Raw genomic sequence first — 12,727 nt, 5'->3', positions numbered from 1 at the left:
CAGAGTATCAGGCGATTACTTGGCCAGAGAGGCACGGTTGAGCATAGCCCACTGCAGAAGCATGATGGTTTTCGCGTCGCAGATCTCGCCGGTGCCAATCCCCGCGACGGCTTCGTCGAAGGAAATTTCCAACACCTCGATGTCCTCGCCTTCATGCGCAAGCCCGCCGCCCGCCGCCACCTTCTTCGATATATCGATGAGACCGAGGAAGAAGCTCGTGCGCTCCGTAATGGAGCCGGGGCTCATATAGGCATCGAAGAGATGCATAGCCGTCTCGATGCGGTAGCCGGTTTCCTCCATCGCCTCGCGGCAAATGGCGACTTCCGGCGCTTCGCCGTCGAGGAGGCCCGCCGGCGCTTCGAGGAGATATCCCTTTTCCCCCTGCAGGAAAACCGGCAGGCGCAGCTGGCGGACGAGAACCACCACCTGCCGCTCCGGATCGAAGAGGAGGATCGTTGCGGCGCGACCGTGGTCGTGGACTTCACGCACGAGGCGCGCGGTGCTGCCGTCGGACATTTCCTGCTCGATCGTGATCTGCTCGAGATTGATGAAACCATCCCAGACCGTCTTGCGATCGATGATCCGGAAGCGCGGGTCTGCGTTTTTGATCATAAGAAATCCTTCAAGGCCCTGTTGAGATTCGGGCTACCCGCCGCCGCTTGTTGATCGCCTCATCCCTGTGCTCGTCACAGGGATCCAACCGGACCAAGTCCTTGGGCCGAAAGAACTCTTCCCGCGCCGCAGATGAGGGGGGCCATAAAATCATCGTGATCTGGAGAGCGGCGGTCAGGTCCGCCGCATCCAGACCCGGTTGTCGTGGAATGCAGCGCCGCCATAGGGTGCCACGGCATCGGCACCGGTCAAGACGTTGATCCCCTCCCCGTCCAAGTGGGCGCCATTGGGCCAAAGCCCTTCGGCGATGACGACGCCGCGACGGGCACCCCCTCCGATCTTCGCGTGCAGGCGAATTTCACCACGCCCGTTGCCAAGCCTGACGACGTCGCCCTCGGCGATACCGAGTTCGGCCGCATCCTCCGCATGAATCATGACTTGCGGCCGGCCTTCCTTCTGGATCGAGGACGGGGTTTCGGCAAAGGTGGAATTGAGGAAGGACCGCGCCGGCGACGTTGCCAGCCGGAACGGATGCCGCTCGTCGGCCACCTCGATGAGGTCGACATGATCTGGGAACTCGGGAAGCTCACCGTGCGGCCCCTGAGCCCCCATCGCCTTCGGTGGCCGGTTCGGCGCGGGCGTACCGGTCCAATCCGCCTTGAAGCGGAACCTGCCGTCCGGATGCGCGAAACCGTTGAGGAAATGCGCCTCCTCGAAAGCCGGTTGGCAATCGAGCCATTTCCGCTCCTTCATCTCGTCGTAGCCGATGCCGTAATTGGCGAGCAATCGATCGATATGCTGACGTTCCGTCATCCCGAAGCCGGGACAGTCTGCGACGCCGAGACGCTTTGCCAGCTCTTCGATGACGAAAAGATTGGTGCGCACGGTCGGCGGCGGCTCGACGACTTTCGGCCCGAGCAGAACATGCTGGTGGCCGCCACCGCGATAAAGGTCGTCGTGCTCGAGGAACATGGTGGCCGGCAGGACGATGTCCGCGAGTTGCGCGGTGTCCGTCATGAATTGCTCGTGCACGGCGACGAAGACGTCGTCGCGCAGAAAGCCGCGCTTCACCAGCCGCTGCTCCGGCGCGACATTGACCGGATTGGTGTTCTGGATGAGCAATGCCGTCACGGGACCGCGATGGCGAAGCGCCTCGGCGTCTCCGGTCAGCACGCGGCCGATCTGCGACTGGTCGAGCATGCGCACATCCGGATCGTGAAGGGTGCTGCCGACGAGCTCGCGCTTGTCCAGCCGGAAAATGTCGTTGTTCGAATGGAAGGCACCGCCGCCCTCGTGCTTCCAGGAGCCGAGCACCGTGGCAACGGAGGCTGCGGCATGGATCGCGACGGAACCGTTGCGCTGGCGGGTGAAGCCGTAGCCGAGACGGAAATAGGTCCGCGGCGTCGTCCCGACGAGTCTTCGCGAAAGCTTCGATCTCCTCCACCGAAAGCCCGGTGATCGCGGAAGCCCATTCCGGTCCGCGCGTCTTCAGATGCGCTTCGAGCCCCGCGGGATCGTCGGCGAATTCAGCCATATAGGCGCGGTCCGCATGACCGTCGCGGAAGGCGACGTGCATGACGGCGCAGGCGAGCGCCGCGTCGGTCCCCGGCTTCAGGACCAGTCCCATATCGGCCTGCTTGATCGTCGGATTGTCGTAGACGTCGATGACGACGATCTTGGCGCCGCGCTCCTTTCGCGCCTTGACCGCGTGGGTCATGACGTTGACCTGCGTCGCAACCGCATTGGTGCCCCAGATCACGACGCAATCGGACTTGGCCATCTCTCTTGGGTCCGGTCCGCGCAGGGTACCGGTCGCCATGGTGTAGCCGGTCCAGGCCATGTTGGTGCAGATGGACCCGAAGAAGCCGGAATAGCGCTTGGCGTGGCGCAGCCGCTCGATGGAGTCGCGCTGCACCTGCCCCATCGTGCCGGCATAGAAATAGGGCCAAACCGCCTCCGAGCCGTGTCTCTGCTCGGCTTTGACGAACCGGTTGGCGATCTCGTCCAGGGCCGTCTCCCAGGAAATCTCCTGCCAACGCCCCTCGCCCTTCGCACCGAGCCGGCGTTGCGGCACCATCAGCCGGCCAGGATGATAGATGCGCTCTGCATAGCGGGCGACCTTGGCGCAGATCACCCCCGCCGTATAGGTGTTTTCCGCCGCGCCGCGTACGCGGCCGATCCGGCCCTCGGCGGTGAGGTCGACCTCCAGAGCGCAAGCCGAGGGACAGTCGTGCGGACAGACCGAATGGCCGATGGTTTTTTCTTGTCTGATAGGGGTCGCAACGTTCATGGCTTTTCTATATGGCATGGCCAGGGACGCTCAAAGCCCCATTCGCCATTCATCGAAACAATTGATCGCGGCCATCGGCAACGCTTATGAACTACCGGCACATTTACCACGCGGGCAACTTCGCCGATGTCTTGAAGCACGCGGTGCTGGCACGGCTCGTCACCTATCTGAAGCAGAAGGACAAGGCCTTCCGCGTGCTGGACACCCATGCGGGGATCGGCGTGTACGACCTTTCGAGCGAGGAAGCGCAGAAGACCGGCGAATGGCGCGAGGGCATCGGAAGGCTGATCGAGGCCGAGCTTCCCGCCCCGGTCGCCGCCATTCTCGAACCGTATCTTTCCGCCGTTCGCGACCTCAATCCAGAGGGCGGCCTCATGCATTATCCGGGGTCGCCGAAGCTCGCTCGCATGTTGTTTCGCCCGCAGGACCGGCTGTCGGCCATGGAACTTCATCCGGAGGATCACGAGGCGCTGCACCGGCTCTTCGAAGGTGATTTCCAGAGCCGCATCACCCGGCTCGACGGCTGGTTGGCGCTGGGCGCACATCTGCCGCCGAAGGAAAAGCGCGGCCTCGTTCTCGTCGATCCTCCCTTCGAAGCCGAAGGCGAGTATGAGCGGCTGGTGGACGGGCTGGCCAAGGCATACCGCCGCTTCACCGGCGGCATCTACTGTCTCTGGTATCCGCTGAAGAAGGGCGCGCCGATCAGGGATTTTCACGAGTCGCTCAAGGCTTTGGAAATCCCGAAAATGCTTTGCGCCGAACTGTCGGTGCGCAGCGATCGCGTTACCACGGGACTCGCGGGATCCGGCCTCGTCATCGTCAACCCGCCCTTCACGTTGAAAGGCGAACTCGACATTCTCCTACCCTATCTGAAGACACAACTCGCCCAGGATCGTTTCGCTTCGGGGCGTTGCTTCTGGCTGCGCGGCGAGGCGCCGCTCGATCGAGGGCCTTGACGGATAAGGTTCTGTGGCTTCAATCTCTTACGACGACTCAGGGAGGTAGCCATGACTTGCAAGCTTGCCGCAATGCTTCTCACCTCGCTTTCCCTCGTTGCCGGCGTGGCCAGCAGCGCGGTCGCCGCAGACTTTGCGGAAGTTCCCGTCGCCCGGCACACCTACGACGTCGGCGTTTGCGGCAACCCCTCCGTCCTGGGTTTCATCACCCGGCGCTTCGACTACAAGGCGGCGAACTATCTGCGCGCCAACATCGCCATCGCCGAGATTCGCGAAATGGGTCAAAGCCGCTTCGAACCGCGCGATTACACCCATCTGGTGGAACGCGAATATTGCTACGCGACCGCGGTGACCACGGACGGCGTTCGGCGCCCCATGTGGTATCTGATCGAACGGCCATGGGGCTTTGCCGGCGTCGGGTCCAATATCGAGTTCTGCGTCGGGGGTCTCGACCCATGGTATGTCTACGGCGCCAACTGCGCTTCGCTTCGGTGATCGCAGCACCTAACGCATGTGGCCCAAAAGTGCGCAGCGGTTTTGGGACAACGACATGCATCGGTACGAAAAGCTGAAGCGCATCTCACGAACTCGATCGAATGCGACGCGTTTCAGGCTGCTGCCGACAATCGTCGTCCTTGGCACGCTTGTCGGCTGTAGCGGTGAAGAAGGCAGCCAGACTGCCCCGAACGCCTCGGATGATTTGGCGAAACGAGCGTCAATGGCGCCTGTGCCCGTCGGCACGGGTTTCGACTTCTATGTGCTTTCCCTCTCCTGGTCGCCGACCTGGTGCGACGCCAACGACCCGAAAGGCAAGTCCGACCAGTGCGAAACCGGCCGCGGGCATGGCCTGATCGTACACGGGCTCTGGCCGCAGAACGAAGGCAGCTATCGGGAATATTGCCGGACGCGGCACTCGGATCGCGTGCCCGAATCACTCGGACGGCAATATTTCGATCTCATCCCCTCGATGGGCCTTATCGGCCACCAGTGGCGCAAGCACGGCACCTGTTCCGGCCTCGGCCAGAGGGATTATTTCGCGGTCACGCGGGCCGCGCATGAGAGGCTCGCCATTCCTTCGGAATTGACGGCTGCGGACGGCGCGGAGAACCTCTCCGTCCAGGCGATCGAAGCGGCCTTCGAGAAGAAAAATTCCGGGATGACGAGCGAGTCGATCGCTGTTACCTGCGAAGGAAGGTTACTCGAAGAAATCAGGATCTGCTTCGACAAGGAACTGAAATTCAGGGCTTGCCCTCAAGTCGACCGACAGGCCTGCAGACGAGACACCGTCTCGTTGCCTCCAGCACCATGATGGAAAGACATCGCATGAAGATACTCTACTCGCCCGCCTCCCCCTATTCGAACAAGGTCCGCATGGCGGCTCATCATGCCGGAATCGCGGCGGAAAGCGTTCTCACGGAAACCAATGCCAATCCGCCGCAGCTGATCGACAACAATCCGCTCGGAAAGATTCCGACGCTGATCACTGACGACGGCCTGGCAATCTACGACAGCCGCGCGATCATGCATTTCATCGATCGCGAAACCGGGGGCAAGCTCTATCCGAAGAATCACGAGAAGCGTACCCGGATCGAGATCTTCGAGGCACTTTGCGACGGCATTTGCGACAGCCTGCTCGCGATCGTCTACGAGAAACGCTTCCATCCGCCTGAAAAGGTGCACCAGCCCTGGATCGACCGGCAATGGGAAAAGGTGGAACGGGGCCTCGACTACCTCGAAGCAAACCTGCCCAAGACCGGAGGGAAGCTCAATGCCGGTCATTTCGCACTCGCCGCCACGCTGCGCTACATCGAACTGCGCTTCGCCGGCGAATGGCAGAAGGGCCGGCCCAAGCTCAAGAACTGGCCTGCCAAATTCGAGAAGCACTTCCCGGATTATTCGAAGTTCAAGGCTTGAGCATCGCGAAGCTTGCTCTTGCTTGCATCGCCCCTCATCCGGCCTGCCGGCCACCTTCTCCCGCAACGGGGTGAAGGAGACTCGTGGCGCGCGCCGCAGGATGCGGCTCAAAACAAAAAAGGCCGGGGTTATGAACTGACCCCAAAAGGTTGGACGGTTGCTGGGCTACGTTACGAGGGACTGGGTTCTGTATTGCACAGGGCTCAGTCCTTTCAGTTTCAGCTTGATGCGCTGATGATTGTAATAGGTGATGTAGTCGGCGATGCCGTCCTTCAGGCTCTGGATGCTGTTGAACCGGTTGGGGTGGAAGAACTCGGATTTGAGCACGGCAAAGAAGCTCTCCATGGCGGCGTTGTCGAGACAGTTGCCTTTGCGCGACATGCTCTGGGCGATGCCGCGCGCCTGCAGCCGGCGCCGATAGGCCGGCATCTGATAGTGCCATCCCTGATCGGAATGCAGGATCGGTCTGTCTTTGCCCTTGAGCCTCTCCATTGCCTTGTTGAGCATGCCCTCGACCAGCTTGAAGACCGGACGTCTGGCGGTTTCATAAGCGATGATCTCACCGTTGAACAGGTCCATGACCGGTGAGAGATAGAGCTTCTCGCCGGCCACATTGAACTCGGTGATGTCCGTCACCCATTTCTGATTCGGCCCCTCGGCCTGGAACTGGCGTTTGAGGAGGTCGGGCGCCACCCGCCCGGCGTCGCCCCTGTAGGAGCGGTACTTCTTCGGCCGCACCAGCGATTTCAATCCCATCTCGACCATCAGGCGCTGGACCGTCTTGTGATTGATCTTCTGCCCGGGCTGGCGGATCGCCGCCGTCACCCGACGGTAGCCGTAGCGGCCCTTGTGCAGGGCGAAGATCGCCTTGATCCGCTCCCTGAGCACGGCATGCCTGTCGGCAAGCGACGCCAGCTTCAGTCGATAATAGAACGTACTGCGCGAGAGCCCCGCCAGCTTCAGCAGCGCGGCAAGCGGATAAAACGGCCTTAACGCCTGGACGACTTGCGCTTTCTCGGCGCCGCCTGGTCCCGCGTTAAGGCCTCCAGTTTTTTTAGATAGGCGTTCTCCATGCGCAGATGGTTCAGTTCCGCCAGCAACTCTTCGCGGCTCTTCGTCTCATCGTTCTGCGGCGCTTGCGGCTGCTTGCGCACCGGCGGCTCGGGCATCGATCGGGGCCTTCCTCTGCGGCGCGGGGCCAGGGCATCAAGCCCGCCAGTCTCGTAGCGCCGCTCCCAATCCGGAAGGCAACCCGCATTGCGGATGTTGAACAACGCCGCCGTCTGGCGGTAGGAAAGCCCATCCTCCCACATCCGTTCGAGAACCGATAGCTTGAACGCTGCATCATAGCGGCCGAACTTCTTGGCAAGCCCCGCAGCTCCATGTGCCTCGTAGCTCGCCACCCATTTGCGGACCGTCGAATGATCAATGCCATAAGGCCGGCCAGCGCTGCTATAACTCTCCTCGCCGTTCAGGCATCGCTCGACAATCGCTCGCTTCAGACACTCGCTGTACTTGGACATGCAAAACCCCCGAAAGTGGATGTCCAACTTTCGGGGGTCAGTTCATTAGCCCGGCCTTTTTTCGATCGCGTTGGACGGATCAGAACTTGACGCCCATACCGAGTTTGACGCTGTGCTCGTCGTAGCCGGACGAGACCGTCGAACCGCCGGCGCGGAAGTCCTTGGAGCCGTAATCCGTGTAGCGGTATTCGGCACGCGCGGTGATGTTGTCGGTGACGAAGGTTTCGGCGCCGACACCTGCGGTCCAGCCGACAAGCGTCTTGTCGTCGGAGCCTGCCGGAGTCGAAAGCTTTGCATTGCCGAGTGCGACACCGGCCGTGCCGTATACGAGAACCGGGTTCAGGTCGACACCGACGCGACCGCGGACCGAGCCGTTGACACCCTGCTTTACGCGGCGGCCGCTGGAGCGGGCATCGTTCCCGGTGTAGTTTACGTCGGCCTCACCGCCATAAACCATCTGGCCGTCCTGAACGTTGTAGCCGCCATAGAGACCGCCACCGAAACCGACCGACTTATTGTTGCCGGTCGCATCGGCCTCGCCATGGTGCCAGTCGATGGTGCCGCCGACATAGGCGCCGGACCAGTTGCGCACCGCCGGTTCGGTATATTCGGCAGCCGGAGCAGCCGGAACTTCGTCGACCACGTCAGCGGCGTGGGCGGCCTGGAAAGCAACGAGGGCCATGGCCGAGGCCATGAGGGTGGTGGTGAGCGTACGCATACTATTCTCCTTTCGAACCGGCGTTCCGTTTTAGGTGTTTCCCGGCGGAACACCGGACATCTGTAATTAACCCGCCCGGTTGACCCGAAATTGATCAGGAAATGAGGAATCTCAAGAGCCAAAATGTGAAATTTTAGTGGCGGCAACGCGACTGAAAAGCGATGTTGCAGCGCAGACACAGGAGTTTTATTAACCATGATTCAGGATTAACGAAAGATATACTATAGCAATACAAACTAATGCAAATTACGGCTTCCGCGTTAATTTTTCAGAAATGAATCCTCCGGCGAGAGTTTCGGCGAGCGTTTCCAGTCTATATCTTCTGCCACTCGGCATCAGGATTCGAAGAACGGGACGAAACGTTGAAAAGGACACTCAAGGCGGCGCTCGTTACCGGCGGCGCCCGACGCATCGGCAGGGCAATAGTCGAGGATCTGGCGGCGCACGGTTTCGCGCTCGCCATTCACGCGAACGGATCGTTCGCAGAAGCGGAGGCGCTCGCCGAGAAGCTGGGAAAGACCGGCGCGAGGGCGGTCGCACTCAGAGCCGATCTTACCGAAGTCGGCGCTGCCTCCGGGCTCATCGCGCAGGCAACGGCCCTGCTCGGTCCGCTGGATCTCCTCGTCAACAATGCCTCGGTGTTCAACAAGGACAGCCTCGCCGAGTTCGACGAAGCGGTATGGGAGCGGCACTTCGCGCTGCATGTCAAAGCCCCCTCCCTGCTCGCCCGCGATTTTGCCCTGCAGCGGCCGGCCGACGTATCCGCTCTCATCGTCAATGTGATCGATCAGCGCGTCTGGTCTCCAAATCCGCGCTTTTATTCCTATATGTTGTCGAAGTCGGCGCTGTGGACGGCAACTCAGACGATGGCCCAGGCGCTCGCCCCCGACATTCGCGTCAACGGCATCGGACCTGGGCCGACGCTGCCGAACGAGCGACAGAATCCGCGTGATTTCGAGGCCCAGGTCGAGGCGCTGATCCTCAGGCGCGGTCCGGCGCTCGATGAATTCGGACGTGCGATCCGCTTCCTTTTCGACACGCCGTCGGTTACCGGACAGATGATTGCACTCGACGGCGGCCAGCACCTTGCCTGGGAGACGCCGGATATTCGGGAGATAGTGGAATGAACGGGCAGACGCCCACCGATGGCGGCATCCTTTACGACGCCACGGAGACGGACGACGAAGACGATCTGGTCGAAGTGACCGAGCCCGAACGGCCGGCGCCGGCAATAGGATGGGCGGAGAGCCTGCCGGAAGCGGCGGGCCTCAAGGGAGCCGAACTCATCCAGGCCTTCGTCAAGCGCCTGCCGAACGGGCCCGGCGTCTACCGGATGCTCAACGAGGCCGGCGACGTGCTCTATGTCGGCAAGGCCCGCAGCCTGAAGAAGCGGGTGAGCAACTATGCGCAGGGGCGCGGCCACTCGAACCGCATCGCGCGCATGGTTCGCGAGACCGCACATATGGAATTCGTGACGACGCGGACGGAGATCGAGGCGCTGCTGCTCGAAGCGAACCTCATCAAGCGCCTGCGCCCGCGCTTCAACGTGCTTCTGCGCGACGACAAGTCCTTCCCCTATATCGTCGTCACCGGCGATACGCGTGCGCCGGCGCTCTACAAGCATCGCGGCGCGCGCAGCCGCAAAGGCGACTATTTCGGCCCCTTCGCCTCGGCCGGAGCAGTCGGACGCACCATCAATTCGCTGCAACGCGCCTTTCTTCTCAGAACCTGCACGGACAGTGTCTTCGAAACACGCACGCGCCCCTGTCTGCTCTACCAGATCAAGCGTTGTTCCGCGCCGTGCACGAACGAGATCAGCGATGCGGACTACGTGGAACTGGTCAGCGAAGCCAAGGACTTTCTCTCCGGCAAGAGCCAGGCGGTGAAGGCGACCATTGCCTCCGCCATGGCCGAGGCTTCGGAAAACCTCGATTTCGAGCGTGCCGCGCTTTACCGCGACCGGCTGGCCGCGCTGAGCCACGTCCAGAGCCACCAGGGCATCAATCCGGCCGGCGTCGAGGAAGCGGACGTCTTCGCCATTCATCACGAAGGCGGCATCTCCTGCATCCAGGTGTTCTTCTTCCGGACGGGGCAGAACTGGGGCAATCGCGCCTATTTTCCGAAAGCCGACCCTTCGATCCCGCCGGCCGAGGTGCTCAGCGCGTTTCTTGCACAGTTCTATGACGACAAGCCCTGTCCGCGGCAGGTCCTGCTCTGCGCCCCCGTGGAGGAACAGGAACTGCTTGCACAGGCGCTCAGCGAGAAATCCGGCTACAAGGTCTCGATCCTCGTGCCGCAGCGCGGAGAGAAGAAGGATCTCGTCGAGCATGCGCTCGCAAACGCCCGCGAGGCGCATGGCCGCAAGCTCGCGGAAACCGCTTCGCAGGGGCGCCTGCTCGAAGGCTTTGCCGCAACCTTCCAACTCCCTTACGTGCCGCGCCGCATCGAGATCTACGACAACTCGCACATCATGGGCACCAATGCGGTGGGCGGCATGGTGGTCGCCGGCCCGGAGGGCTTCGTCAAAGGCCAGTACCGAAAGTTCAACATCAAATCGACCGACATCACGCCGGGCGACGATTTCGGCATGATGCGCGAGGTCATGACGCGGCGCTTTTCCCGTCTCCTGAAAGAGGAGGGCAAGCCGGATCGGTCCGCAGAGCCGGGTGAGGATGCCGGTTTCCCCGCGTGGCCCGACGTCATCCTGATCGATGGCGGCCAAGGGCAGATGACGGCGGTTCGTGCGATTCTCAAGGAACTCGGCATAGAGGACAGCGTGGCGGCGATCGGCGTGGCCAAGGGTGTCGACCGCGACGCCGGCCGCGAACGTTTCTTCGCCGAAGGCCGGGAAAGCTTTACTCTGCCGCCGCGCGATCCGGTCCTCTATTTCATCCAGCGCCTGCGCGACGAAGCGCACCGCTTCGCGATCGGCTCGCATCGGGCTCGCCGGAAGAAGGAAATGGTCAAGAATCCGCTCGACGAGATCGCCGGAATCGGCCCGACGCGCAAACGCGCGCTCCTCACCCATTTCGGAACCGCCAAGGCAGTCTCCCGCGCCGGCATCAACGACCTGATGTCGGTAAACGGCATTTCCGAAACGGTCGCCCGTATCGTCTACGAGCATTTCCACGAAGACGCCGCCAAATGACGGCGCGGCGCGGTTCAGCCTGCATTCAGGCGAAATCCGCCAATTATGACAGGCGTCACGCAATGATCTGTTGACCTTATGGTCGCAAAGTCATTCTGTACAGCTGAACCCGGAGGGGATGAGGAAAGGCATTCGGCGTTTCCGCCCGCATCCCGCTTCGACCACTAGAATCGATCGCGCCGAGACCCCAGATGGCGGGAAATGAGGACTGTCGTGTCCAGAGAAACCGAATCCATGCCAACGCCCCTAGCCTATAGCATCCCGAATCTGCTGACCTATTTCCGCATCCTGATCGTGCCGCTGATCGTCTTCTGCTTCTTCATCGAAGGACGGCTTCACAGCTCGGACTTCGCGCGCTGGACCGCGCTTATCCTCTTTGTCGCGGCTTCGATCACCGACTTTTTCGACGGCTATCTCGCCCGCATATGGAAGCAGACCTCCAATATCGGCCGCATGCTCGACCCGATCGCGGACAAGCTGCTGGTCGCCTCGATCCTGCTGCTCGTGGCCGCCGACGGGACGATCGCCGGCTGGTCGATCTGGGCTGCCATCATCATCCTCTGCCGCGAGATACTGGTTTCCGGTCTGCGCGAATATCTTGCAGCTCTCAAGGTCAGCGTTCCGGTGACGCGGGTTGCCAAATGGAAGACGACGATCCAGATGGTGGCGATCGCGTTCCTGCTCGCCGGTCCGGCCGGTGACAAGATCGTGCCCTATGTGACGGAAGCCGGGATCCTGCTTCTGTGGATCGCCGCGGCCATCACACTCTATACCGGCTACGACTATTTCCGCGCCGGCCTGAAACATGTGGTCAACGAATGAGCACGGTAAACCTCGTCTATTTCTCCTGGGTTCGCGAACGCATCGGCAGGCCTGAAGAAACACTGGACCTGCCGGAGGATGTCGTCACGATCGCCGATCTGCTTGGCCATCTGAGGACCCGCGGCGAGGAGTATGCCGCGGTGTTCGAGCACGCGAACGTCATCCGCGCGGCGATCGACCAGGAACATGTGGAGCACGGCGAGCCGATCGCCGGCGCCCGCGAGATCGCCCTCTTCCCGCCGATGACGGGCGGCTGAGATCATGGCTGCCGCGGTCACCGTGCGCGTCCAGCGCGACGATTTCGACATCGCCGCCGAAGTCTCGGCGCTTTGCCGTGGGCGGACTGACATCGGTGCGGTGGTCACGTTTGCGGGGCTGTGCCGCGACGAGGCCGGAGCCCTCGGCGCCCTCGAGCTCGAGCACTATCCCGGCATGGCGGAGGCGGAAATCGAACGGATATGCCAGGAAGCGGTCGAGCGCTTCGGCCTGCAGGCCGCAACCGCCATCCATCGCTTCGGCCGCATGGAGCCGGGAGCGAATATCGTCCTGGTGATAACCGCCTCGCCGCACCGGCGGGCGGCATTCGATGGCGCGAATTTCATCATGGATTTCCTGAAGACCTCGGCCCCCTTCTGGAAGAAGGAACATCGCACCGACGGCAGCGCAGGCGATTGGGTCAGCGCGAAGGATGCGGACGACGCGGCGCGCGATCGCTGGACGCGTCGCTGATCTCACATCGCCTAG

Annotated in this window: 12 protein-coding genes and 1 pseudogene; 9 read left to right on the top strand and 4 right to left on the bottom strand. The window is 62.0% G+C overall.

What is annotated here, in order from left to right; translation table 11 throughout:
• Positions 1-15: 15 nt before the first annotated feature.
• The gene (locus AC5J09_RS18010; protein ID WP_018094695.1) at positions 16-612 is read right to left on the bottom strand and encodes an NUDIX domain-containing protein; all 597 of its coding nucleotides are present in this window, start codon (positions 610-612) and stop codon (positions 16-18) included.
• Positions 613-786: 174 nt separating this feature from the next.
• Positions 787-2,920, bottom strand: a pseudogene (locus AC5J09_RS18005) (molybdopterin-containing oxidoreductase family protein).
• Positions 2,921-2,988: 68 nt separating this feature from the next.
• On the opposite strand from AC5J09_RS18005, the gene AC5J09_RS18000 reads away from it, so the two are divergent.
• Genes AC5J09_RS18000 through AC5J09_RS17985 form a run of 4 tightly spaced genes read left to right on the top strand, consistent with a single transcriptional unit; the run spans position 2,989 to position 5,772 of the window.
• Positions 2,989-3,858: a 23S rRNA (adenine(2030)-N(6))-methyltransferase RlmJ gene (locus AC5J09_RS18000; protein WP_275600001.1), complete on the top strand. Its 870-nt coding sequence runs from the start codon at positions 2,989-2,991 to the stop codon at positions 3,856-3,858.
• 51 nt (positions 3,859-3,909) lie between these two features.
• Positions 3,910-4,353: a hypothetical protein gene (locus AC5J09_RS17995; RefSeq protein WP_324763188.1), complete on the top strand. Its 444-nt coding sequence runs from the start codon at positions 3,910-3,912 to the stop codon at positions 4,351-4,353.
• A 55-nt stretch (positions 4,354-4,408) separates the two neighbouring features.
• Positions 4,409-5,167 (top strand): ribonuclease T2 family protein, encoded by a 759-nt coding sequence (locus AC5J09_RS17990; RefSeq protein WP_494298143.1) that lies wholly within the window; start codon positions 4,409-4,411, stop codon positions 5,165-5,167.
• Positions 5,168-5,181: 14 nt separating this feature from the next.
• Entirely contained in the window at positions 5,182-5,772 is a 591-nt protein-coding gene (locus AC5J09_RS17985) for a glutathione S-transferase (RefSeq protein ID WP_324763186.1), read from the top strand.
• Positions 5,773-5,937: 165 nt separating this feature from the next.
• Here the strand turns inward: AC5J09_RS17985 and AC5J09_RS17980 are convergent.
• Both AC5J09_RS17980 and AC5J09_RS17975 read right to left on the bottom strand, forming a co-directional pair.
• Positions 5,938-7,295, bottom strand: a protein-coding gene (locus AC5J09_RS17980) for an IS3 family transposase (RefSeq protein ID WP_494298142.1) whose coding sequence is annotated in 2 segments (ribosomal slippage) — positions 5,938-6,791 and positions 6,791-7,295 — 1,359 coding nt in all. Because the reading frame shifts where the segments join, the coding sequence is not laid out codon by codon here.
• A 79-nt stretch (positions 7,296-7,374) separates the two neighbouring features.
• The gene (locus AC5J09_RS17975) at positions 7,375-8,013 is read right to left on the bottom strand and encodes an outer membrane protein (protein ID WP_324763185.1); all 639 of its coding nucleotides are present in this window, start codon (positions 8,011-8,013) and stop codon (positions 7,375-7,377) included.
• Between the two features lie 362 nt (positions 8,014-8,375).
• Here AC5J09_RS17975 and AC5J09_RS17970 point away from each other — a divergent pair, with 362 nt between their 5' ends.
• From AC5J09_RS17970 to AC5J09_RS17950, 5 genes are all read left to right on the top strand, one after another.
• Complete coding sequence (locus tag AC5J09_RS17970) at positions 8,376-9,140, top strand: SDR family oxidoreductase (RefSeq protein ID WP_494298141.1); 765 nt, start codon at positions 8,376-8,378, stop codon at positions 9,138-9,140.
• Positions 9,137-11,161 carry an excinuclease ABC subunit UvrC gene (uvrC, locus tag AC5J09_RS17965; RefSeq protein WP_494298140.1) on the top strand — a complete coding sequence of 675 codons (2,025 nt, stop codon included), beginning with the start codon at positions 9,137-9,139 and terminating at the stop codon, positions 11,159-11,161. The genes AC5J09_RS17970 and uvrC overlap by 4 nt, the downstream gene beginning before the upstream one ends.
• Before the next feature lie 234 nt (positions 11,162-11,395).
• Positions 11,396-11,983, top strand: a complete 588-nt coding sequence (pgsA, locus tag AC5J09_RS17960) for a CDP-diacylglycerol--glycerol-3-phosphate 3-phosphatidyltransferase (RefSeq protein WP_494298139.1) — start codon at positions 11,396-11,398, stop codon at positions 11,981-11,983.
• Positions 11,980-12,240, top strand: coding sequence for a molybdopterin converting factor subunit 1 (gene moaD, locus AC5J09_RS17955; RefSeq protein ID WP_494298138.1), 261 nt, complete (start codon positions 11,980-11,982; stop codon positions 12,238-12,240). Before pgsA ends, moaD begins: the two co-directional genes overlap by 4 nt.
• Before the next feature lie 4 nt (positions 12,241-12,244).
• Positions 12,245-12,712, top strand: coding sequence for a molybdenum cofactor biosynthesis protein MoaE (locus AC5J09_RS17950; RefSeq protein ID WP_494298137.1), 468 nt, complete (start codon positions 12,245-12,247; stop codon positions 12,710-12,712).
• Positions 12,713-12,727: the final 15 nt, after the last annotated feature.

The organism is Sinorhizobium sp., assembly GCF_059070375.1.
The sequence above is the reverse complement of the archived record's forward strand: the minus strand, read 5'-3'. Positions and strand labels throughout refer to the sequence as shown.

What these genes read in the sequence shown, in the direction of transcription:
- AC5J09_RS18010 (WP_018094695.1), bottom strand. Translation starts at nt 612, where the DNA reads ATGATCAAAAACGCAGACCCGCGCTTCCGGATCATCGATCGCAAGACG.
- pgsA (WP_494298139.1), top strand. Translation starts at nt 11,396, where the DNA reads ATGCCAACGCCCCTAGCCTATAGCATCCCGAATCTGCTGACCTATTTC.
- AC5J09_RS17985 (WP_324763186.1), top strand. Translation starts at nt 5,182, where the DNA reads ATGAAGATACTCTACTCGCCCGCCTCCCCCTATTCGAACAAGGTCCGC.
- AC5J09_RS17995 (WP_324763188.1), top strand. Translation starts at nt 3,910, where the DNA reads ATGACTTGCAAGCTTGCCGCAATGCTTCTCACCTCGCTTTCCCTCGTT.
- AC5J09_RS17990 (WP_494298143.1), top strand. Translation starts at nt 4,409, where the DNA reads ATGCATCGGTACGAAAAGCTGAAGCGCATCTCACGAACTCGATCGAAT.
- uvrC (WP_494298140.1), top strand. Translation starts at nt 9,137, where the DNA reads ATGAACGGGCAGACGCCCACCGATGGCGGCATCCTTTACGACGCCACG.
- AC5J09_RS18000 (WP_275600001.1), top strand. Translation starts at nt 2,989, where the DNA reads ATGAACTACCGGCACATTTACCACGCGGGCAACTTCGCCGATGTCTTG.
- AC5J09_RS17950 (WP_494298137.1), top strand. Translation starts at nt 12,245, where the DNA reads ATGGCTGCCGCGGTCACCGTGCGCGTCCAGCGCGACGATTTCGACATC.
- AC5J09_RS17975 (WP_324763185.1), bottom strand. Translation starts at nt 8,013, where the DNA reads ATGCGTACGCTCACCACCACCCTCATGGCCTCGGCCATGGCCCTCGTT.
- moaD (WP_494298138.1), top strand. Translation starts at nt 11,980, where the DNA reads ATGAGCACGGTAAACCTCGTCTATTTCTCCTGGGTTCGCGAACGCATC.